The 21,817-nt window shown below is 51.0% G+C and carries 20 protein-coding genes; 8 read left to right on the top strand and 12 right to left on the bottom strand.

The annotated features are described in order from the left end of the window. Positions 1-290 precede the first annotated feature (290 nt). The gene (locus tag L2725_RS15420) at positions 291-914 is read left to right on the top strand and encodes a MarC family protein (RefSeq protein WP_248936870.1); all 624 of its coding nucleotides are present in this window, start codon (positions 291-293) and stop codon (positions 912-914) included. 155 nt (positions 915-1,069) lie between these two features. Here L2725_RS15420 and L2725_RS15415 read toward each other — a convergent pair whose 3' ends face one another. The 6 genes from L2725_RS15415 to L2725_RS15390 form a co-directional block, all read right to left on the bottom strand. Beyond that, on the bottom strand, positions 1,070-1,513 hold the full coding sequence (locus L2725_RS15415; RefSeq protein ID WP_249249741.1) for an immunity 22 family protein: 444 nt from the start codon (positions 1,511-1,513) through the stop codon (positions 1,070-1,072). Positions 1,514-1,528: 15 nt separating this feature from the next. Further along, positions 1,529-1,993 carry a hypothetical protein gene (locus L2725_RS15410; protein ID WP_115136499.1) on the bottom strand — a complete coding sequence of 155 codons (465 nt, stop codon included), beginning with the start codon at positions 1,991-1,993 and terminating at the stop codon, positions 1,529-1,531. Positions 1,994-2,075: 82 nt separating this feature from the next. Next, entirely contained in the window at positions 2,076-2,354 is a 279-nt protein-coding gene (locus tag L2725_RS15405) for a hypothetical protein (RefSeq protein WP_248936867.1), read from the bottom strand. Between the two features lie 76 nt (positions 2,355-2,430). After that, positions 2,431-2,733 (bottom strand): hypothetical protein, encoded by a 303-nt coding sequence (locus tag L2725_RS15400; RefSeq protein ID WP_162807139.1) that lies wholly within the window; start codon positions 2,731-2,733, stop codon positions 2,431-2,433. Positions 2,734-3,253: 520 nt separating this feature from the next. Further along, on the bottom strand, positions 3,254-6,388 hold the full coding sequence (locus tag L2725_RS15395) for an efflux RND transporter permease subunit (RefSeq protein WP_249249739.1): 3,135 nt from the start codon (positions 6,386-6,388) through the stop codon (positions 3,254-3,256). A gap of 14 nt (positions 6,389-6,402) precedes the next feature. Beyond that, on the bottom strand, positions 6,403-7,554 hold the full coding sequence (locus L2725_RS15390) for an efflux RND transporter periplasmic adaptor subunit (RefSeq protein WP_249249738.1): 1,152 nt from the start codon (positions 7,552-7,554) through the stop codon (positions 6,403-6,405). Between the two features lie 434 nt (positions 7,555-7,988). On the opposite strand from L2725_RS15390, the gene L2725_RS15385 reads away from it, so the two are divergent. After that, positions 7,989-8,729: a TorF family putative porin gene (locus L2725_RS15385; RefSeq protein ID WP_249249737.1), complete on the top strand. Its 741-nt coding sequence runs from the start codon at positions 7,989-7,991 to the stop codon at positions 8,727-8,729. Between the two features lie 116 nt (positions 8,730-8,845). Here L2725_RS15385 and L2725_RS15380 read toward each other — a convergent pair whose 3' ends face one another. Beyond that, positions 8,846-9,526 (bottom strand): DNA-3-methyladenine glycosylase I, encoded by a 681-nt coding sequence (locus L2725_RS15380; protein ID WP_249249736.1) that lies wholly within the window; start codon positions 9,524-9,526, stop codon positions 8,846-8,848. Between the two features lie 156 nt (positions 9,527-9,682). On the opposite strand from L2725_RS15380, the gene L2725_RS15375 reads away from it, so the two are divergent. Then, positions 9,683-10,600, top strand: a complete 918-nt coding sequence (locus L2725_RS15375) for a LysR family transcriptional regulator (protein WP_248936862.1) — start codon at positions 9,683-9,685, stop codon at positions 10,598-10,600. A gap of 35 nt (positions 10,601-10,635) precedes the next feature. Then, a complete protein-coding gene (locus tag L2725_RS15370) occupies positions 10,636-11,283 on the top strand; it encodes a glutathione S-transferase family protein (protein ID WP_249249735.1) in 648 nt (215 codons plus the stop codon). On the opposite strand, the gene L2725_RS15365 is transcribed toward L2725_RS15370, so the two are convergent. From L2725_RS15365 to prlC, 3 genes are all read right to left on the bottom strand, one after another. Then, positions 11,280-11,828, bottom strand: a complete 549-nt coding sequence (locus L2725_RS15365; protein WP_249249734.1) for a thioesterase family protein — start codon at positions 11,826-11,828, stop codon at positions 11,280-11,282. The genes L2725_RS15370 and L2725_RS15365 overlap by 4 nt on opposite strands. Positions 11,829-11,932: 104 nt before the next feature. Continuing rightward, positions 11,933-13,486, bottom strand: coding sequence for an FG-GAP repeat domain-containing protein (locus L2725_RS15360; protein WP_249249733.1), 1,554 nt, complete (start codon positions 13,484-13,486; stop codon positions 11,933-11,935). Positions 13,487-13,637: 151 nt separating this feature from the next. After that, positions 13,638-15,677: an oligopeptidase A gene (gene prlC, locus L2725_RS15355; protein WP_249249732.1), complete on the bottom strand. Its 2,040-nt coding sequence runs from the start codon at positions 15,675-15,677 to the stop codon at positions 13,638-13,640. A gap of 146 nt (positions 15,678-15,823) precedes the next feature. Between prlC and L2725_RS15350 the strand changes: the two genes are divergently transcribed. The 4 genes from L2725_RS15350 (at position 15,824) to gorA (ending at position 19,049) form a co-directional block, all read left to right on the top strand. Next, positions 15,824-16,303, top strand: a complete 480-nt coding sequence (locus L2725_RS15350) for a hypothetical protein (protein ID WP_249249730.1) — start codon at positions 15,824-15,826, stop codon at positions 16,301-16,303. An 80-nt stretch (positions 16,304-16,383) separates the two neighbouring features. Continuing rightward, complete coding sequence (locus L2725_RS15345; RefSeq protein WP_249249729.1) at positions 16,384-17,109, top strand: hypothetical protein; 726 nt, start codon at positions 16,384-16,386, stop codon at positions 17,107-17,109. Continuing rightward, positions 17,109-17,561 (top strand): hypothetical protein, encoded by a 453-nt coding sequence (locus tag L2725_RS15340; protein ID WP_249249728.1) that lies wholly within the window; start codon positions 17,109-17,111, stop codon positions 17,559-17,561. The genes L2725_RS15345 and L2725_RS15340 overlap by 1 nt, the downstream gene beginning before the upstream one ends. A 132-nt stretch (positions 17,562-17,693) precedes the next feature. Beyond that, positions 17,694-19,049, top strand: a complete 1,356-nt coding sequence (gene gorA, locus L2725_RS15335; protein WP_249249727.1) for a glutathione-disulfide reductase — start codon at positions 17,694-17,696, stop codon at positions 19,047-19,049. Positions 19,050-19,560: 511 nt separating this feature from the next. On the opposite strand, the gene L2725_RS15330 is transcribed toward gorA, so the two are convergent. Both L2725_RS15330 and L2725_RS15325 read right to left on the bottom strand, forming a co-directional pair. Then, complete coding sequence (locus tag L2725_RS15330) at positions 19,561-20,829, bottom strand: NupC/NupG family nucleoside CNT transporter (protein ID WP_248936853.1); 1,269 nt, start codon at positions 20,827-20,829, stop codon at positions 19,561-19,563. 136 nt (positions 20,830-20,965) lie between these two features. Next, entirely contained in the window at positions 20,966-21,739 is a 774-nt protein-coding gene (locus L2725_RS15325; protein ID WP_249249726.1) for a 5'-methylthioadenosine/S-adenosylhomocysteine nucleosidase, read from the bottom strand. Positions 21,740-21,817 lie beyond the last annotated feature (78 nt).

The raw sequence follows: 21,817 nt of genomic DNA, 5'->3' as shown, positions 1-21,817 counted from the left end.
TGCTACCCAGTGATATCCAGAACGATAAAATCACAAAATACATGGATCAGCTAAATACGACCCCATGTCTACTCAGGTCATGATTGCAGAGGAGGCTCAAATCGATCGCAGTCGTTTATGGAGTGTCTACAAGGAGTCACTGTACCGATGAGAAGAGCCATGCAATGCAGACCTCTGTAGTTGCACAAAGCCGATTAGCAGTGAGAAAAACTGTCCGATTGCGGTACCATTCAAGTCGAGTACAGCCAGAATTTGATAGGTTGAGGCTGCCAGTTCATAGGGAGGAAGCTTTGCTCAGCATTCTTATCACTCAGTTCGTTGTTCTGTGGGCCGTGATCGATCCGGTCGGCTCAGTCCCTGTTTACCTGTCGCAAACCCAGCATCTGTCAGCTAAACAAAGACGCCTGGTGGCGCTCAAAGCCGTCGGTATTGCCACAGGTGTGTTGCTGTTCTTTCTGATTGCCGGACAATTGTTACTGGAAGCCATGCAGATCCCTTTGCCTGCATTTCAGGCCGCGGGTGGGCTGGTGTTATTGCTGTTCGCCCTGACCATGATCTTTGGTGAAAGCAAACCTGAGCAGGAAACCAAACTGAGTGAAGAGGTCAGCCATTCAGACCTGGCAGATCTTGCTGTGTACCCACTGGCCATCCCCTCCATCGCCTCCCCCGGCGCTATGATGGCCATCGTCATGCTCACCGACAACTCCCGCTATGCCGTGATGGATCAGGCAATTACCGCAGGCATCATGATTGTGGTCATGGTCATCACCCTGCTGCTGTTACTGGGCGCTACAAAAATCCAGAAGGTAATCGGCAACGTCGGCGCCGCCATCATCAGCAGAGTGATGGGGTTAATTCTGGCCGCCGTGGCAGTCAGCAATCTATTGCAAGGCATCAGGGATTTTTATCTGTAGCTAAGACAAACTGTGCAGCCGAGTAGAGGTCTCTACTTGGCTGACTTAGGAGCAGGGGTTGAATCTGAGATTGGTACAAGCAGCAATGTCCTCGACCGCCTCCAAACAGCTGACCATTTTGACTATCGAGAGCATGCCTGATGATGACCTTCAGTCTACTGGAACTGAGGCTCGTACTTACTTTCCGCTCGGGAGTCGTATTCAAAAAAGCCGAGAAAAGCCATATAGGGATCGTCGTTGATTCCTGTCACCGATGTGGAATATGACCAATCATAAAGACATCGAACCCATGATACTGAATCCAGCCCTCTCTTCCTCCCCATTGAAACTGCATGATCCACGAACGACTTTGAAAAAGAACATTCACCTAGAATTCGATCTAAAGAGTCACTTCCTTTTGCTACGCCATTGTCCTCTATTTGATCATGGTCGTAGTATCCAAAACCGAAATTCTCGCACCACTGGCTAAGAGAAATATCCTCATATTCCTCCCCGTACCTCTCCTCAAAATAGTCTTCAGGAATCTCATCCAGAGTAACTTTGCTTACCCAAATCGAAACGTATCCTTTTTTCTCGAAGTTTGGACCACCGTATCTCATTCAATTCTCTTTAGGCTATAGCGCCCAGGTATTGTTTTGATTGTGTATAAATATATGGACATTATCACTACGGTCTTGTGCGACGCCAACCTTACCCCACTGATAAGAAGTGTAAGTGTCCTGTCCCTTACCCAGTTTTGACTGCAACCAATCAAGATGCATTTGCTTACGTTCAGGTGTGCTTGAGTAGAAATCAGCGGCTTCTTTGTAGCTTTTAGTTAAGTCCGTCAGGTGAATAAAAACACTAACCAGTTTGTCACGCTCAAATCTTAAGTTTACTTTGGTCTCAAGACTATCTGTGGCCTCAATGAATGATGAAAACGTACAGGGGACTTTCTCTCGTATCACTTGTACGGTCATCTCCTGACCTGTCATGAATGATTCAGGGAGCTCGGCCAACTTCGTGCTCGGCTTAATCTGATAACCGTCCACATTTACCGTTCCTGTCATTTTATCGATCGTTATCATCATTCCACTCATCTAACGCCCGCAGCTGCGGACGATTTGTCGCGATGAAGAAGCGAAAAAGTGTTCCGGCAGCCTGTGCTGATTGTTAGTTAAACTACGATAAAGCATCAAAGACAATCACTGTATAATACTCATGGGATACGCCCAGAGTGTAGCCACCAAATTCAACTTGGGAGTCCTCAGACTTTTCTACCCAAAGTCTATCTGCGCTCAATATTTCACATAGACCGTCAGGATCCCGAACTCCAATGAGGTTTACATTAACAATCTCATCAGAAGCAATAAAAGAAAAAGAAACTAGGAATGAATCACCCTCACGCCTTACGTAAAACTCGTTAACGGACACCCCTTTATATATTTTTCCTAGCTCCATATGCTAATACTCTTTGACTAATAACATTTGTGGCAGACGCATCAGTAGCAAATTCCTTGGAGGCAATTGTTATGAGTTAAGTTGCGGGGAAGCACTTACTGCACTCAAGCCAAATAATGCCGAAATCGCCGACAATTTCGAAACCCTTATCAATACGATTAATAGCTTCGAGCTCACCCAGTGAAACAGTATTTCCGTCGTGATCATAGATTATATTCAGAGATATATGAGAGAAGTCTACTCTCATCTTTGTACCATCATCATTGGCAAAACGGATATTTCTGATTTCTCTATTTTCACCAATTAGTCTAACTGTAAATTCACTACGATCTTGAGGTGCCGATATAGAAATTACATCTAAGCCGATTAACTCTTCCATTACTTCAGACTCATAGCATGTTAATAACGCGGCTGCCCGTTTTCCCATCCTGTCCGGGCGGAACAGCAACTGAATTCAACCAATAAAATCATAAATTTAAAAACCGAAAGATAGCAGGCTCGTCGAAGTAAATTTGGGGTAACTCTGAGCTTGAGGAATACACCGGTCCCCGTCCGACGCTGCCGAAGGTGATTGAGAAAATGGTGTAGCAAGGCATGGATGCCGAAGCAGCGACATCGAATCATGGACGAGCGTTTGTCGCGTTAGCCTATTTTCGAAATGAGCCTCAGGAGTTTTCAGCGTTGGTTGGGGTGTCCTTGAGGTTGTTAGGGGTATTGGACGAGCAATACCCCTAACCCGGGTGTGGGTCGGAGACCCACGACTTCGGCCAAGCGTAGCTTGGCAAACTAAATCCCCCTGCACCAGCAGCCCACCAGGGCACCCTTTCGTTGCCAAAACGAAAACAAAAAACCCGGCATAAAAGCCGGGTTTTCATCAATCAACAACTTGTATAGACAAGTTATTCCGCCTTACCTGCCTTCTTGGCATCGCGCTCACGCTTGCTGAAGATACGCTCAACAATCACGAAGAACAGCGGCACGAAGAAGATACCCAGGAAGGTGGAGCTGAGCATACCGCCCACAACACCGGTGCCAATGGCGTTCTGTGCACCAGAACCTACACCTGTACTGATGGCCAGAGGTACAACACCCAGACCGAATGCCAGCGAGGTCATCAGAATTGGACGCAGACGTACACGCACCGCGTGCAGGGTTGCATCCACCAGGGTGGCACCCTTCTCGTAGTATTCCTTGGCGAATTCCACAATCAGAATGGCGTTCTTGGTCGCCAGACCTACCGTGGTCAACAGACCCACCTGGAAGAACACGTCGTTGTTCAGGCCACGACCATAGGTCGCCAGCAAGGCACCGATAATACCCAGCGGGATCACCAGAATGACCGAGAATGGTACGGACCAGCTCTCATACAGAGCTGCCAGAACCAGGAACACGACCAGCACGGACAAGGCATACAACATAGGAGCCTGGTTACCGGACAGACGCTCTTCATAAGAGAGGCCGTTCCATTCGATGCCGAAGCCAGGAGGCAACTGCTTAGCCAGACGCTCCATGGTTTCCATGGCATCACCGGTACTGTAGCCAGGAGCTGTCGCACCCTGAATGTTCACCGCAGGCAGACCGCCGAAACGCTCCAGACGAGGCGCACCAAATTCCCAGCTGCCGGTGGCAAATGCAGAGAATGGCACCATCTCACCCTTGGTGTTGCGAACATACCACTTATCCAGATCTTCAGGCTGCATACGGTACTGGTCTTCACCCTGTACGAATACCTTCTTCACCCGGCCGCGGTCGATATAGTCGTTCACATAGCTGCCACCCCATGCGGTTGCCAGCACTGAGTTCACATCATTAATGCTCAGACTCAGGGCGCGCAGTTTGGCGTGGTCGATATGCAATTGATACTGAGGCGCATCTTCCTGACCGTTTGGACGCACACCCACAAGGTTCTTGTCCTGAGCGGCCATACCCAGCAGCTGGTTACGAGCTGCAATCAATGCGTCATGGCCCTGACCGTTCTTGTCCTGCAGGAACAGGTCGAAACCATTGGCTGTACCCAACTCCAGTACCGCTGGCGGTACGAAGGCGAATACAAAAGCTTCCTTGATAGACATAAAGTAGCCCATGGCGCGGCCCGCAATCGCCTCTACGCTCTGGCTTGGCTCAGTACGCTCATCCCATGGTTTCAGACCGATAAAGGCGATACCCATGTTCTGACCCATACCCGCGAAGCTGAAGCCGGATACTGCGAATACAGACTGTACGTTCTCTTTCTCAGATTCCAGCAGGTAGTTGGTGACTTTATCCATCACCTTCTGGGTGCTTTCCTGGGTCGAGTTGGCCGGCAGGATTACCTGAGTAAAGATAACGCCCTGATCTTCGTCTGGCAGGAAGGCGGTAGGCAGGCGCATAAACACCCAACCGGTTGCCACAACCAGCGCCAGATAGATAACGAATACACGGCCGGTACGCTTGATAATGGCACCAACACTGGACTCATAACGGTTGGTCCAACGGTCGAACCAACGGTTAAATGCACCGAAGAAGCCTTTATCCGTCAGCGCGTGACCTTTGGTCACAGGCTTAAGCATGGTGGCACACAGGGCCGGGGTCAGGATCACAGCCACCAGCACAGACAGCGCCATGGCCGATACGATTGTGATAGAGAACTGACGGTAGATCACACCGGTAGAACCGGACATGAAGGCCATAGGAACGAATACCGCAGACAATGTCAGACCGATACCCACCAGGGCGCCGGTGATCTGATCCATCGACTTACGGGTGGCTTCCAATGGGCTGCAGCCCTCTTCCGCCATAATACGTTCCACGTTCTCCACCACCACGATGGCATCGTCCACCAGCAGACCAATGGCCAGTACCATGGCGAACATGGTCAGGGTGTTAATGGAGAAACCAGTGGCCGCCAGAATACCGAAGGTACCCAGCAATACCACAGGCACTGCGATCATAGGGATCAGAGTGGCGCGGAAGTTCTGCAGGAACAGGTACATGATCAGGAATACCAGTACCACGGCTTCCAGCAGAGTGTGCACTACGCTTTCAATGGATTTGCCTACGAATGGGGTGGTATCAAACGGCACCACTACATTCAGCCCCTGCGGGAAGAAAGGCTTCATCTCATCGATTTTGGCCATAACCGCTTCAGCCGTTTCCAGTGCGTTGGCACCGGTTGCCAGCTGAATTGCCATACCGGCAGCCTGGCGACCATTGTAGAAGGAGGTCACCATATAGTTTTCAGCGCCTACTTCAACCTTGGCAACATCACCCAGGAAGACCTTGGCACCGGAAACATCAGACTTCAGCACGATCTGCTGGAACTCTTCAGGAGTCTGCAGACGGCTTTGGGCCGAGATAGTGGCGTTCAGCTCCTGGCCCTTCACAGAAGGGGTACCACCCAGCTGACCCGCAGAGACCTGAGCGTTCTGCTCACGAATCGCCATGATCACATCATTGGTGGTCAGGTTGTACTGGTTGAGTTTCAGCGGATCCAGCCAGATACGCATGGCGTACTGGGCACCGAACAGCTGAATATCACCCACACCGGCAACCCGGCTCATAGGGTCCTGAATGTTGGCAGCCACATAGTCGGAAATATCCGCCTTATCCATGGAGCCATCTTCAGACACAAAGCCCAGAACCATCAGGAAGCCGGCACTGGTCTTGGCCACGCTGACACCCTGGGCCTGCACTTCCTGAGGCAGCAAAGGCATCGCAAGCTGCAGCTTATTCTGCACCTGTACCTGCGCAATGTCAGGATCCGCTTCCGCGTTGAAGGTCAGGGTAATTTCCGCGTTACCGAAACTGTCACTGGTAGATTTGATATAGCGCAGATGGTCCAGACCCGTCATACGCTGTTCAATCACCTGGGTAACCGTGTCTTCTACCGTTTTGGCAGACGCACCCGGATAGTTAGCCGTAATTGCCACCGTCGGCGGCGCAATACTGGGATACTGGGACACGGGCAGGCCTTTAATGGCCATCACCCCCGCCAGCATAATAATAATGGCGATCACCCAGGCAAAAATTGGGCGATCAATAAAATATCGAGCCATAAAACTGCCTTAAATTATTCTGCTTCTGCCTGAGCCTTGGTCACCAGCGCTGGTGCAACCGGAGCACCCGGACGGATCTTCTGCAGACCAGCCACAATCACCTGGTCGCCTGGCTGCAAGCCTTTGGTTACCAACCACTGGTTGTTGATCACTTCAGCAGTTTCAACCATACGTGGCTCGGCCTTGTTCTCTGCATTCACTACCATGGCAACACCCTGCCCCTTAGGGTTACGGGTAATGGCCTTTTGAGGAACCAGAATGGCGTTGGGATCAGTACCTACGTTCAGTACTGTGCGAACAAACATACCCGGCAGCAGCAGGCCATCAGGGTTAGGGAACTCAGCGCGCAGGCCAACAGCACCTGTGTCTTCGTTTACTGTCACTTCAGCAAACTGCAGCTTGCCCTTGTGCTTGTACTCAGTGCCATCTTCCAGGATCAGGGTCACGCTGGTGTTATCCGGCTGTACCAGAGAACCATTGGCAATACGCTGCTTCAGACGCAGCATTTCGGTACTGGACTGGACGATATCCACATTGATTGGATCCAGCTGGGAGATCATCGCCAGTGCCTGCGCCTGACCGGCACCAACCAGGGCACCAGGCGTCACGTTGGATTTGCCGATACGGCCAGAGATAGGAGCCTGAACCTTGGTATATTCCAGGTTGATCTCAGCAGTGTTGATAGCGGCTTTCGCCATGGCAACACTGGCCTGAGCTTCCAGATAGGCGGCCTGGGCCTGATCAAAGTCCTGCTGACTCACAGATTTGCTCTTCACCAACTCTTTGAATCGGGAAGCCGTGGCCTTGGTAGATGCCAAAGCAGCTTCAGCACGCTTGAGTTCAGCTTTAGCTGAAACCAAAGCGGCCTCATAAGGAGCAGCATCAATCTGGTACAGAGACTGACCTTCCTGCACCTCACCACCTTCAACAAAGGTGCGGGCTTCAACAATACCGTTTACCTGTGGACGAACCTCAGCTTCCATATAGGCGCGGCTGCGTCCGGGCAATTCAAGAGTGATCGCCTGCGGCGCTGCCGCCACTTTGATCACATCCACAGGCACACTTTGAGGGCCTTTCGGCGCCTGTGCCTGCTGTTCCTGTGAATCGCACCCTACGATCCACAGCGCCGCAGCAATAACTGTGGCAATTGTAAGCATTTGCCGCATCTGAACTCCTGAGTTTTAAGCACCAATACTCCCGCCTGAGTCCAAGCAAGAGTATGAAAATTTGATATGGATAAAAATTAGCGAGCATTTATCTCATACCCAAAAGGTATCAACAAGCGGATATAAGGATGAAAAGTGTAAACGAATGAAAATATTAAATTATTTCAACAGCACTTGTTAAAACATTGTTGTGACAGGCTTTGGCGGGCATGGTGAATTAAAACAGCGTTTATTTTACAACACCTTGCCAAAAGCAAAGGGCTGGGAACATTCAGTTAAAACATCTCATTTAACCTCAAGTCGACTCAGCACAAAACGCGACTTAACAGTTTGGCAACAGAAGATCTCACTTGCCACAAACACCCTTTCGGGGAATGGAGAAAGCCAGCGTTCCCATCTATCTTTTCAGTAGTGGATATAAGGAGAGTAAAGGGATGGATTGCAAATGGATGCTGGCGGCCCTGATCACCGCACTGCCCTGCACTGTATTGGCGGCAGAAACCGATGAAAACAGGGTGGCGGGTGGCACAGTCGGGGGCAAACTTACCTTCGCGACAGATTATGTATTCCGGGGTGAGTCGGAAACCCTGGACAGCGAAGTGCCAGTGGTTCAGGGCACGCTGGGCTGGACCCATGATAACGGCTGGTACCTGGGCGCATTTGCATCCAACATCAAATTTCAGGATCCCAATCTGGAGATAGTTACCGCCCCCTATATCGGCAAGTTTGGTGAAATAGGGAACTCCGGCTTCAATTACGACATCATGTTGTTCGCTTATCTGTACCCGGGGGCTTCATATTCCAATTACACAGAGCTATGGCTCAGGGTCAGTCGTGCGTTCGATGACCTCAACCTGCAATTGGAAGTGACTCCCACTCTGGATGACTGGTTCGGGGTCGAAGGCTGGAAAGGGATCAACTATGCCCTGCACCCCAGCTATCAAATCAGTGGCTGGACAGTATCTGGATCTGTGGGCTATCAGGATTTGTACGACTCAGATGATGCGGCAGAGGGCTGGGCGCACTGGAATCTGGGGGTCAACAAGCGCTTTATCGGTCTGGATTTCGACCTGAGATACCATGGCAGTACAGTGGATGAAGACCATAAGGTGTATGGCACTCAGACCATTATTTTTGATGACCGATTGGTGTTTGGCGTCAGCAAGAGTTTCTGAGGTTACCAAGCAAGCTCACAATCAACCACGAAGCCGCTTCGTTTTGAAAGAACACGAAGAATAGCCTTGAACCAGCTCATGCTTTTCTTCGTGTCAGATGCTTTCAGGCTTTTCTCTCAAAGAAAGTTATCGCCAACCCCACAGGCCAGAATGCGGCTGATCTCAGCCAACGAACGCCCGGACTCCTGCTGCCACTGATTAAATGCAGCCTGGATCTGCGCCATGCCCTTTTTGGATGTGGCGCTGGCATCCAGCAACTTATGTCCTTTAAAGTAAGACTCCACATCACCGGTCAGCAAAAAGGTGTCCTTGCCAATGGTGCGCAGAAAATAGGGCCCGGTATTGCCACCCAGGCGGGTTCCCCGTTTTTTCAACTCAGCCCACAGGCCAATAATATTGTCTTCGGGCCAGTCTGCGATAAAACGGGCAAAGCTGCCGTGCTTATCGGCCAGCTCCTGCACCATCAGAGCGTTATCGTAGATGGCCTGAGTTTTTTTAGCGTGGCGGATAAGGTTTGGATCGGATGCCCTTTGGGATAACTGCTCCGGAGACATCATCAATACCTTGAACGGCACAAAGCCAAAGAAAGCCTCTTCATAGGCGGGCCATTTGTTGTCGACCACCCGCCAGACAAAACCGCTTTTCATCACCTGCATGCTCATGGCAGACAGCAGCCTGTCATCTCCCAGCGCCGCGATCTCCTCATGGCTGCGCCCGGATGGTAACAGGGCTTCCAATGCTGCCTTGCCGCCTTTGCGCTCTGCCGCTCTTTGATAAATCTGCTTGAATGACTCCATTCAGGCCCCCGAAATGTCTTTGATTGTCGCCTGTTATATCAAGTCCCTGCGCCACTGGCTAATCAGTTTGTTCGATAGACAAAAACTGGATTGGAATTAGATAATTCTCGATTATTCAGCTAGTTTGTTAATCAGGAATAACAAATAAGGGCAGATATGGACGCTTCTCAACTCTATCGAATGCTGGTGTTTGCCACAGTGGTGGAACAGGGCTCCTTTACCCGGGCAGCCGACAAACTCGGCGTCAGCCGCTCCATGGTCAGCCAGCATCTTAAAAAGCTGGAAACCCGACTGGATAACAAACTGCTGGAGCGTACCACCCGCAAAGTCAGCCTGACTGATGCAGGCCGCCAGTTTTATCAATATTGCGCCGAGCTGCTACAGCTCGCAGAACAGGCAGAAAATGCCGCCCTGCCCAGCAGCGCAGAGCTTCAGGGCAGCCTGAAAGTGTGCGTTCCCCATGCACTGGGGCAAAGCCATCTGCTGCCCCGATTAGGCGAGTTCGCCCGCCAGTATCCCAAGCTCAAAATTAACCTGCAGCTTGAAGATATGCGTCTGAACCTTGAAGAACACCATATCGACCTCGCTATCTATGCCGGTCAGGCCCGGGGGGCGACCAGCTCGGGACTGGATCAACAATGGCAACACCTCAAACTGTCGGAGTATCGTGAGATTCTGGTAGCTTCACCTGAATACATTGCCGGACACGGTCGCCCGATTCATCCCGACAATCTTGAGCAACATCATTGGATCTGCAGTGGCCATCATCTGATGCCCCGCCCTATGGTACTGGCCAACAGTGACAACGAAGAGTTCCGTATCCGGATTACCCCGGCTCAGGTGTGCAATCAGGCGGTGGGCATACTGCAAATGGTCATGCAGGGTATGGGCATGGCCCCCATCGCTGAGTCATTGGTTAAGGGCGAACTGGCAGCTGGCAGACTGGAGCGGTTATTACCTGACTACCATTTAAATCAGGGAGGTGTGTTTCTGACCCACAGATTTGAAGAGGGCATGCCACCAAAAGTCAGGGCATTTGCAGAGTTTCTCAGCCAAAAGGTGTACAGCTGCTAGAGTTAATGTAAGACCATTACTCAGGAGTTGTACCTTTGGAGCTGTATTACTTCCCGCTGGGGCGTTTTTCCCAGAAGGTACTGATAGCCCTGTATGAAAAGCAGGTGAACTTTAATCCCAGAGTCACAGACTTACGGGTACCGGAAGTTCACCGCTTATATCTCAAACTCTATCCCCACGGCAAACTGCCACTGCTGCGAACAGACACAGGCAATGTGCTGCCTGAGTCAAGCATCATCATCGACTTCCTGGATAATAAGTTTGATTCAGGGACCTGCCTGTTACCGGTTAATCACCCCCGTGAACTGGAGGTCAGATTGTTTGATCGACTGATCGACAACGACCTGAACCATGCGTTGGGGCAGCTGGACAGCGCGATTGGCGAGCAGGAGACACTAACCGTTGTAAGACTGCAAAAGCAGCTGACCGAGTTTTTGCAGGAGCTGGATAAGCAATTGGCCGGACGTCACTGGCTGTGCGGTGACAGTTTTACCCTGGCAGATTGCGCACTCTTACCCTGCCTGCGTCACCCCTGGGTAAGCCATCAACTCAGAGAGTTGAGCCACCTGAGTCGTTATCGGGATCAGGGAAATCTCAGGGGCTCGTGGAGATTGGTACTGGACGAGCTGGAACTGTTCGAGACCAACGAGCCTTCACAGCAGGACTGTAGTTACCTGACTTAAGCCGCAGACTTAACCGGCAAATTACACTGCTTCTTTAACTCCAGAAATTGCTTCCACTTCACCACCTCAGGTGGCATCTCAGGGGTATCACCCTTGTAACCGGCAGCTTCAATCAACTGCTCAATGGCGACCTGCTTACCTTTGCAAACAAACACGCCACGAACGTGCACTATGCAGTGCAAACCACGCTCAGATACAAACCTCTGTTCGATATAGAAATACTTTTCATCCCAGGCAACCACTTTGCTTTCTACATCAAAGGTCTGCAGGGGTTTGATATCCTTGATATAGGTAAATTCGGAGGCGTTGACGATTGGCATCCAGCCTCGTTTGAGGAAGGATTTGAGCAAGCCCATTTCCGCCAACATATAGGTGCGGGCCAGATCCATAAAAGAGGGATAGCGGGAGTTGGTGAGGTGCATATTGATATCACAGTCGGTTGGCAGCGCCCGATAACGGATCACACTGGTGTCCAGAAACCCAATACGACGACAATGACGCACCCGCCACACAAACAACCAAAACATCCTGAATATCAGATTCATCTTTCCCTGCTTCCTGTTTGACCTCTGTAATCCGCCTTGCGGATTGATGCCAAAAGGCTAGCAGAGGTCATACCAGATGGAAAGAGTGAAGTGAGTCACACTCCTCAGACTTTGGGCGTCGCAATTAACACCACGAAGCTGGATTGCTTGTCATCACTGGCCTCGCGGCTGTAGCTGAACACAATATCTTCCCGGTCATCGCCATTAATATCATCCGTTACCACGTAGTCTCCAGAGTCCGGTAAAGGTAACTTCACCTCTTTGCTGCGACTGCTGAACATGGTCGTACCGGCAACCCCGGGGAAAATCTGCAAACTGTCTTCATCGGCTGATAACATGAGTTCCTTGTAGCCATCGCCATTGACGTCGGCCAGCAGAATCACTGGCTCTCCCGTCTGACCGGATGACAGGGAAAAACTCAGCTCAACGGTTTCTTCAAAGCCGGGACGTTTACTGAATTTATCCTCGTTATCCAGGCGAAACAGATAAACATCCACATCAATACTGCCCGCCAACAGGGCGCTGATAATCTGTGATACACCAATATCAAAACCGGCTACCAGCACCTCGAGTCGCTCGTCACCATCCAGATCCTCAAATTCGAATCCTGTCAGTGTACCTTCACCGCTGATCACTGTATCGGCTTCTCTGGCGAAGCTCAGCTTGCCCTCTTTGTTACGTCGGCCGTAATAGATCTCATAGTCATTGACTCTGTCCAACACCCCTGAACTTTTGGCATAGCGAACCACCATGTCACTGATGCCATCCGCATTGACATCGTCAATATGCTCAACGAAGCGGTAGACCATATTGCTTTGATCCGGATCTTCTCCCCAGGCATCCCGGTGAAACCACCACTCAAGGCCGTTAATCGGCTGGCTGACAGGCAGATAATCAGGCAGTTCAGTAAAGCTGCCATCCAGGCGTTGCCAGAACACCTCCATATCGCCTTCACCCACCTTGAGCAGATCTTTCAAACCATCAAAGTTGGCATCGACCGGATACAGGCGCGCCTGCATATATCGTGCACCATTGCTGTAGAGCAGCATATCCGGTGTCACAGGCAAAGTGTGCGTCACCAGGCCTTTACGCCCACCGACGTTACTCAGTACAGTCACCCCATTCAGCCCCTGAACCACCAGTTCCGGCCAGGGATTTTTATCGAGTTGATGCACCAGCCCTCCCCGGGTCAGAAAAGGAACGCGGGACTTCAGAGACAGAGAATCGACCTCGGCTACAGGTTCAAACAGCTTGTCCTCAGCTGGGATCCCCAAAAAGTGCTCAGGCCTGAACTGATAAAGGGTATCGTTGGACAGAAAAAACACTTGGCCCTGTCGATCATTGTCAGGCTCGTGGATATCGAATCGATAAAAGTTGGGAGGAATCTTTACCTTGCCGAGCAAACTGTAGGTACCCGGAGCATTTGGGTCCCGCTGAAAAAACAGCGCCAACCATTTTTGCTGCAGCTCATCAACCCCAAGCACCATCAACTCTTTGCCAGGATTGTTCAGCAATTCAACCGGCACCACTTTATGAGTCAGCTTAAAGGGCACCTTAAGGGTTTGCTCATAGAAATCGATACCGTCATCGGCATGGGACATTGCCGATATCAGTAGAAGCAGGCTAACAACAAGCGGCAGCAAGGGCATGAACGACATCCTGTATCCGTTATATTTCAGGCCTTCAATCTACCCAGCAATGATTAAAAAAGAAACACAGGTTGACGCTTTGTAACAATTAACCGGGAATTGCCACCGGGACAAGACACAAAAAAGCGGCCTGAGCCGCTTTTTGTTTCACTCCAGAGAGTTAGGCTGCAATGCCTGAGTGACGCAGCAAAGCATCAATCTGCGGCTCGCGGCCACGGAAGCGTTTAAACAGCTCCATTGGCTCCTCACTGCCGCCCATCTCAAGGATGTTATGCAGGAAGTCGGCGCCGGTTTGAGGGTTAAAGATCCCCTCCTCTTCAAAGCGGGAGAAGGCATCGGCCGACAGCACTTCAGCCCACTTGTAGCTGTAGTAACCTGCGGCATAGCCACCGGCGAAGATATGGCTGAAACCATGTTGGAAGCGATTGAAGTCAACCGCCTTAACCACAGCAACCTGCTCACGCACCTGGTTCAGGGTCTCCTGAATGCGGGCTCCCAACTCTGGCTTGTACTCCAGGTGAATGCGGAAGTCGAACAGAGAGAACTCCAACTGACGCAGCATCATCATGCCGGACTGGAAGTTCTTGGCCGCCAGCATCTTATCCAGCATATCTTTAGGCAGAGGCTCACCAGACTCATAGTGACCAGAGATTTCGGCCAGAGCCTCTTCAGACCAGCACCAGTTCTCCATAAACTGACTTGGCAGCTCAACCGCATCCCAGGGCACACCGTTGATACCGGACACACCAGCCACATCAATACGGGTCAGCATATGGTGAATACCATGGCCAAACTCATGGAACAGAGTCGTCACTTCATCATGGGTAAACAGCGCAGGCTTGCCATCAACCGGCCCGTTAAAGTTACAGGTGAGGTAAGCCACTGGCTGCTGCAAACCTGTGGTGGTAGTGCGACGAACGCGACATTCATCCATCCAGGCTCCACCACGCTTACCACTGCGGGCGTAAAGGTCCAGATAGAAGCTGCCACGCTGTTCACCCTTATCGTCATAGATATGGAAGAAGCGCACATCTTTGTGCCAGCGATCGAACTCTTTTTGCTCTTCGATCTTCAACCCGAACAGGCGGGAAACAGTGTAGAACATGCCGGACAGCACACGCTCTTCAGGGAAGTATGGACGCAGAGCTTCCTGAGATATTTGATACTTGTGCTGCTGCAGCTGCTCGCCGTAATAGCCCACATCCCAGGGTGACAACTCATCGACACCAAATTCAGATTTGGCAAAGGCTTTCAATTCCGCCAGCTCAGCTTCGCCCTGCTTTTTGGAGCGCAGTGCCAGTTCGTTCAGAAATGCCATCACCTGAGCCGGAGATTCGGCCATTTTGGTAGCCAGTGACTTATCCGCATAGCTGTCGAAGCCCAGCAGATTGGCCAGCTCGTGGCGCAGCGCCAGGATCTCATTCATCACCTCTGAGTTGTCGAACTCACCGGCATTGGGACCAACATCAGACGCACGGGTCACGTAAGCGGTATACATCTCCTGACGCAGTGCACGGTTTTCGCTGTAGCTCATTACCGGCAGATAAGACGGGAAGTCCAGAGTGAACAGCCAGCCCTCTTTTTCTTTAGCCTGCGCCATGGCTTTTGCCGCCGCCCTGGCGGAATCCGGCAAACCAGCCAGCTCAGCTTCGTCTGTGATCAATTTTTCCCAGGCATGGGTCGCATCCAACACATGGTTGGAGAAGGTGCTGGTCAGCTCGGACATACGCTTGGCAATTTCGCCATAACGCACTTTCTGTTCATCTTCCAAACCGATACCGGACAGCTCGAAGTCACGCAGACTGTGCTCCAGATAAGTTTGCTGCGGCTTGGTCAAAGTCGCGAATTCGTCGGACTCAGCCAACTCTTTGTAAGCCTGATACAAGCCCTGATGTTGACCGACCCAGGTGCCGTATTCAGACAGCAGCGGCAAGCATGCATCGTGAGCGGCGCGCCACTCCTCAGTGCTGAGCACAGAGTTCATATGGGAAACCGGAGACCAAATGCGATTCAGTTCATCATCGACCTCATCCAGCTGTGCCACCAGGTTATCCCAGGTGTACCCCTGTCCACGGGCAGTCACCTCTTCCACTTTATCGCGGCAGCGTTTGATTGCTGTTTCCACAGCTTCCTGAATATGTTCCGGTTTAATCTGGGAAAAAACCGGCAGCTCGGTACTGCTCAGCAAAGGATTGGTCATATGATTCCCTCAAAAAAATGACAACTTCTCTGCAAGTATAGATAAGGGTTGATTAAGCGTTATTCAAGGTGGCTTATGTCGATTGCATCAATGGATTTTCAGCATTGGAGGAGTACACTCGTAAAAAACCTCTGAGCATGGACGCAATGAAGCTTTATCTAACACCTCTACTGTTCGCTACATTTGTACTCCCTCTGCAGGCCAAGCCTGTAGCACCTTCCAATACAATAAAAGATTCCGATGGCAACCCAATCCTTTGGGGAGATAAACCGGAGGGCGCTTTTGATGCCGATGGAAATCCAATACAGATACGTTCTGATGGCGCCAGCATCATTAATATTTCGCCGCAAAAGCAGACTGCCAAACCCATAAACACAGGCCTGTCACCTTCAAACAGAAAGTATGTCAGCGTTGGCAAGCCTGCAGTCAGCCGTCGTCCATTTGTTGCCAATGACCCTTCATGCCGCTGGCTCGACCAAAGAATGACCCAGCTTGAGAGTGCGCCCTTCCAGAAATATGGCCACCACCAAAGGGAGTTGCAGACACGGGAATGGGAGTGGAGATGCCTCAAGTGCTACTCTGATGGCCCTGGGCGAAGCGATCTGGACAGATGCAGAGGCAAGTAATCCTATCTCACGCCAAGTGGCAGCCTCCAAAGCTGAGAACTACACTCAAAGCACTGTTTTTATTCAATCATGGATGACAAATGCGACGCTTTGCCCCTCTCGCCGCACTCATAGCATCAACCACTGGCTCAATCTCAGCAGCACAGGCTGTCCCCACAGACTCTGAAATCATTGCCGCCTGGGACAGCAACTATGTGCAACAGGGCCGGGACACACTTGATGACACAGGCCGTTTCTGGGCCTTGCTCAGCGCCAACTGGCAGTCAGTTACTCTGTATAGCGAGCTGATCCGCGGTGACAGTCTGGATTATTCAGAAGCCAAATTCGGAGTCGAATATGGCTTCGATACGCCTGACAATATTGAGCTGTCAGCCGGATACCACAGAATAGAGTTCTACGGCTTGGAGCGGACCCACGACAATGAGGTGTTCGCCGACCTGGCCTACACGGGCTGGGATTGGTTAACTCCTTCGGCCAACTATACCTATGCTACCGAAAACTCAGGTTATTTCATTGAGCTCGCTCTGGCCCATGAGTGGCAGCTCAGCGAACAATGGGTACTGGTTCCCTATCTGCTGCAAGGATTTGATTATGGCTATGTGACCGAGGAGCATGATGGCAATAATCACACCCAGATAGGGATTGAGGCCAGCTGGCAATGGAGTGACAAACTGAGTGCGACCTTGCATCTGCATCATGCCTTTATCGGCACAGATATCCGGCGTGAGTATGGCGGCGCCGATCAGGTACCGGACGGCAGCGATATCACCTGGGGAGGGGTACTTCTTACCTGGGTGATTGACTGATGAAACTGCACTTGAGTATCGCCGGGTTACTGCTCGCCCTGCTGAGCTTTCACTCATGGAGCAAAGACCCTCTGCCTTTGGACACTGTGCTGGATGAGCATGGCAACCCCATAGCCATTCCAAAACAGCAAAGCGCGCTTGAGATGCCTGCTCCTGCAACACCAAGTCCCGAAGCCCACCGCAATAAATCCAACGAAAAGCAGGTCTCTGACAAAGCGAAGAAATCCAGGAAGCTGAGCCGGAAACAGCAACTGGCCAATCGTACCAGCGTTGCCAATGACCCATTTTGTCGCTGGCTTGACCAACGTCTCAAACAGTTGGAAAAAGCCGGCACGCAAAAATATGGACACCATGCGCAGGAGCGTAAGGTCAGAATGCAGGAGTGGCAGTGTCTGAAATGTGGTGCTGAGGGCCCGGCTACAGGTGATCACCATAAGTGTCAGGCACGCTAAAGTTTCTCTATTGCGACGCCTTAACATTTAAGGCTGTCCCTGCGTCACAGTTTTTGGCAGTATTCGGCACAACAACAAGAAAATTGCGGCACCGAAATCTGGACAGTGGCCGTGACTGAAATGGAGACCGAAATGGCACAACACTTTGATTATATCTGCCTCGGCGCAGGCAGCGGCGGTATTGCATCAGCCAACCGGGCAGCCATGCGTGGCGCTAAGGTTTTGCTGATTGAAGCCAAGCAACTGGGTGGTACCTGTGTAAATGTAGGCTGTGTCCCCAAGAAAGTGATGTGGTACGGCGCTCAGGTGGCAGAAGCCATGAACCTGTATGCCAAAGATTATGGTTTCGATGTCACCATCAATAAATTTGACTGGCAGACACTGGTCAGCAGCCGCTGTGCCTATATCGATCGTATCCATGGAGCCTATGAACGTGGCCTGGGGAGCAATAAGGTCACTGTGGTTAACGGTTACGGCCGCTTTGTGGACAACAACACCATCGAGGTCAATGGCGAGCATTACACTGCCGACCATATCCTGATCGCTACCGGCGGTCGTCCAAGTATCCCCAATATTCCCGGTGCCGAATACGGTATCGACTCAGACCGCTTCTTTGAGCTGACTGAGCAGCCAAAGCGTATGGCTGTGGTTGGCGCAGGCTATATCGCGGTGGAAATCGCCGGCGTGATGCATGCTCTGGGTACAGAGACCCATCTGTTTGTACGTAAGCACGCGCCACTGCGCAGCTTCGATCCTATGCTGGTTGAAGCATTGACCGGCTTTATGGAGAAAGAAGGTCCAAACCTGCACACCTTCAGCACACCAAAAGAGGTGGTGAAGAACACCGATGGCAGCCTGACTCTGACGCTGGAAAATGGCGAGAGCTTTGAAGTGGACTGCTTGATCTGGGCAATTGGCCGCGAGCCAGCCACAGATAAAATCGGCCTGGAAAATACCGATGTGACCGTTGACGAGCGTGGCTTCGTGTTTGTCGACGCCCAGCAAAATACCTCTGCCGAAGGCATCTATTGTGTAGGTGACATTATGGCTGGCGGTATCGAGCTGACGCCGGTAGCCGTAAAAGCCGGTCGCCTATTGTCCGAGCGCCTGTTCAACAACATGCATGACGCTGCCATGGATTACGCCAATGTGCCAACAGTGGTATTCAGCCACCCGCCAATCGGCACCATGGGCCTGACCGAACCTCAGGCTGTTGAACAGTATGGCGAAGACAATGTGAAGGTTTACACCTCCACTTTCGCGTCCATGTACACTGCCGTCACTGCCCACCGTCAGGAGTGTAAGTTCAAGCTGGTGTGTGCCGGTGAGGATGAAACTGTGGTCGGTATCCATGGTATTGGTTTTGCCATGGATGAGATCCTGCAGGGCTTTGGTGTCGCCATGAAGATGGGTGCCACCAAGAAGGACTTTGATGCCGTTGTCGCCATTCACCCAACCGGGGCTGAAGAGTTTGTTACCATGCGGTAATTGGCGCGCTCATGCGCTTAAGCATAGCTAAAAGAAGCCGCCCACTTTCCAGGCTGAAGAGTGGGCGGTTTTTTCTTTGCAGATGTAAGTCGAACGTCACTCAAGGGCTTATGCCTGCTGCATTGGATTAGTTAAGCTTCGCTTAGCAAAACGTCGTGGGCTTCCAGCCCACACCCGGGCAAGAGGGGATCAACAGCAATTCCCTCTTGCATCTCCCTTGCCGCCCCAACTGAAGTTGTGACCCATCGTAAAATGGCTTCACTACACGCAACCACCACCGATTCCACATCCCTGTCTCAACGGTGTCTGTCCCGTCATCCATGACGGGACTTGCTATTGAAGTCATTTCCCTCCGGCAACTTCAGACGGGGACAGGTGTAATCTTTAACTATGGAGAATTTAAATAGTTATGGGGGCCACGCCAGTTATAAAATCCTTTCCGACTATAAGATAAAAGCCGCTTACTCATTCAGAGTTAGCGGCTTTTTTATACCGATAATTTACCTGAGTCTTAGGCCAGCGTCATAAACAATCCGGCAATGGTAGCTGCCATCAGGTTGGACAGGATACCTGCTGCCAGCGCTTTCAGACCCAGAGTCGCGATTTCAGATCGGCGCTCAGGTACCAGGCCGCCGATACCGGCGATGGCGATAGCGACAGTACCAAAGTTGGCAAAGCCACACAGGGCGAAGGACAGAATCACCTGAGTACGCTCAGACATTGGCTGACCAGTGGCTTCGACAATCGCCTCACCGGACAGGTAAGGAGCCAGGTTGATATAGGCGAAGAACTCATTGATTACGATCTTCTGACCTATAAAGGAACCTGCCAGCATAGCTTCATCCCAGCTGACCCCCATCAACCATGCGATTGGAGCGAACAGATAGCCCAGAATCATCTGCATACTCAGGCTTTCAATGCCAAACCAGCTACCAATACCGCCCAGCATACCGTTCATCAAGGCCACCAGGCTGACGAAGGAGAACAGCATAGCGCCAACCGCCAATGCCAGTGACAAGCCACTCATGGTACCGGCTGTCGCTGCATCGATAACGTTCTTTGGCTTATCCTCTTCAACCACTTCCAGCTCTTCGTCAGACACGGTTTCAGTCTGAGGGATCAGCAACTTGGCAAACAGCAATCCGCCCGGAGCCGCCATAAAGGAAGCCGCCAGCAGATATTCCATCTTGATACCCAGCTGGGCATAACCGGCCAGCATGGTACCTGCGATGGACGCCAGACCACCACACATCACGGCGAACAGCTCGGCGCGGGTCATCTTTGGCATATAAGGTTTGATCAGCAGTGGCGCTTCGGTTACGCCCACAAAGATATTGGCACTGGCAGACATGGATTCCGCTTTACTGGTTTTCAGCAGCTTTTGCAGTGCGCCACCAACCCAGTTCACCACCAGCTGCATTATGCCCAGATGGTAGAGCACGGCAGATACAGCAGAGAAAAACACAATAATTGGCAGTACTTTGAAGGCGATAACGAAACCACCTGGCCCAAACAGCTCATACATCTTATCGCTGACCAGGCCACCGAACATAAAGGACATACCTTCATTGCTGTAACCAATCACAGTGGATACGGCACCTGCCATGGAGTAAATCACCGACTGACCGAAGGACGAGTACATCACAAAGGCACCCAAAGTCAGCTGCAGCAGGAAAGCGACTCCCACAGTGCGGTAATTAATGGCTTTACGGTTTTCAGAAGCGAAATAGGCAATAGCGAGCAGGGTTACAATACCCAGAATACTAACTAAGATTTGCATTTTATATATCTGTCGTTAATAAAAGAGACGAGTTAAACCCCGGACTCTGACATTAATACAGAGTCCGACATTATATTTATTGGAACAGTTGTTTTTAATTAATTTGGATGAGGATATTTATATACCCTGAAATTAATTACTGAGCCTTGATTAATTCATCAATGACATTCAACACAAAGTGCTGACAATCAATTGCAGTTTGTGGCTCAAAGTCCTGACCGTGTTGGTCTGTGTTGGACAGCACCCGAATACTGACGAACGGGATCTTATATGCTTCAGCCACCATAGCTGCTGCGGAGGTTTCCATCTCTTCAATGGCTGTATTAAAGTTCTCATGGAACCAGTTGATGCGGTCAACCTCACGGTTCCACTCATCACCGGTACCAATCACACCTTCCACTACCTGCCCCTTGTCATAGCTCGATGCCAGAGACATGGTCAGCTTAACCAGCTCAGGGTCAGCTTTAAAATGGTTGTGTTTAACCACTTCGCCGTTTTCACGCAGGTACATGGTCATATCAAAGTTCTGCCATTGGGTCGGGTGCATACCCTGACCTTTTTCAGTGAACTCAGTCTTATAGGAACCCATGTTAAAACTGCTGGTGCCCACAACAATATCACCGCGGAACAGCTTGGGGTCGTGACCACCGGCAGTCCCTTGGTTGATAACAAACTTTGGCTTGTAATGCTCAATACCCAAAGTGGTTGAAGCTGCAGCGTTGGCCAGACCGATTTCGGTGCGGGAAACCACTACTGGATAGCCCTTGATTTGACCTTCCCAGAAAGTCCATGACCCAAACGTTTTGACTCTTACGTCAGACAGGGCTTCAACAAGAGTTTCAATTTCTACGTCCATCGCACCCTGAACAAGAATAGGATTCAGTGAGGCAGTTTGATCATGATTTTGCATATGGATTAATTCAAAGCTGAAAGTGCGCGAATATTAACAACGGTCAATCTTTGGAACAATGAAACAAAGCGTAAGCAC

It is taken from the genome of Shewanella corallii (assembly GCF_023349125.1).
In the GTDB taxonomy this organism is placed as follows: domain Bacteria; phylum Pseudomonadota; class Gammaproteobacteria; order Enterobacterales; family Shewanellaceae; genus Shewanella; species Shewanella corallii.
The sequence above is the reverse complement of the archived record's forward strand: the minus strand, read 5'-3'. Positions and strand labels throughout refer to the sequence as shown.

Coding starts and splice junctions, on each gene's coding strand:
- L2725_RS15380 (WP_249249736.1), bottom strand. CDS start 9,526: ATGGAGTCATTCAAGCAGATTTATCAAAGAGCGGCAGAGCGCAAAGGC.
- L2725_RS15415 (WP_249249741.1), bottom strand. CDS start 1,513: ATGAGATACGGTGGTCCAAACTTCGAGAAAAAAGGATACGTTTCGATT.
- L2725_RS15405 (WP_248936867.1), bottom strand. CDS start 2,354: ATGGAGCTAGGAAAAATATATAAAGGGGTGTCCGTTAACGAGTTTTAC.
- L2725_RS15345 (WP_249249729.1), top strand. CDS start 16,384: ATGCGACGCTTTGCCCCTCTCGCCGCACTCATAGCATCAACCACTGGC.
- L2725_RS15400 (WP_162807139.1), bottom strand. CDS start 2,733: ATGGAAGAGTTAATCGGCTTAGATGTAATTTCTATATCGGCACCTCAA.
- L2725_RS15390 (WP_249249738.1), bottom strand. CDS start 7,554: ATGCGGCAAATGCTTACAATTGCCACAGTTATTGCTGCGGCGCTGTGG.
- L2725_RS15395 (WP_249249739.1), bottom strand. CDS start 6,388: ATGGCTCGATATTTTATTGATCGCCCAATTTTTGCCTGGGTGATCGCC.
- L2725_RS15360 (WP_249249733.1), bottom strand. CDS start 13,486: ATGTCGTTCATGCCCTTGCTGCCGCTTGTTGTTAGCCTGCTTCTACTG.
- gorA (WP_249249727.1), top strand. CDS start 17,694: ATGGCACAACACTTTGATTATATCTGCCTCGGCGCAGGCAGCGGCGGT.
- L2725_RS15365 (WP_249249734.1), bottom strand. CDS start 11,828: ATGAATCTGATATTCAGGATGTTTTGGTTGTTTGTGTGGCGGGTGCGT.
- L2725_RS15385 (WP_249249737.1), top strand. CDS start 7,989: ATGGATTGCAAATGGATGCTGGCGGCCCTGATCACCGCACTGCCCTGC.
- L2725_RS15325 (WP_249249726.1), bottom strand. CDS start 21,739: ATGCAAAATCATGATCAAACTGCCTCACTGAATCCTATTCTTGTTCAG.
- L2725_RS15340 (WP_249249728.1), top strand. CDS start 17,109: ATGAAACTGCACTTGAGTATCGCCGGGTTACTGCTCGCCCTGCTGAGC.
- L2725_RS15410 (WP_115136499.1), bottom strand. CDS start 1,993: ATGAGTGGAATGATGATAACGATCGATAAAATGACAGGAACGGTAAAT.
- L2725_RS15350 (WP_249249730.1), top strand. CDS start 15,824: ATGAAGCTTTATCTAACACCTCTACTGTTCGCTACATTTGTACTCCCT.
- L2725_RS15375 (WP_248936862.1), top strand. CDS start 9,683: ATGGACGCTTCTCAACTCTATCGAATGCTGGTGTTTGCCACAGTGGTG.
- prlC (WP_249249732.1), bottom strand. CDS start 15,677: ATGACCAATCCTTTGCTGAGCAGTACCGAGCTGCCGGTTTTTTCCCAG.
- L2725_RS15330 (WP_248936853.1), bottom strand. CDS start 20,829: ATGCAAATCTTAGTTAGTATTCTGGGTATTGTAACCCTGCTCGCTATT.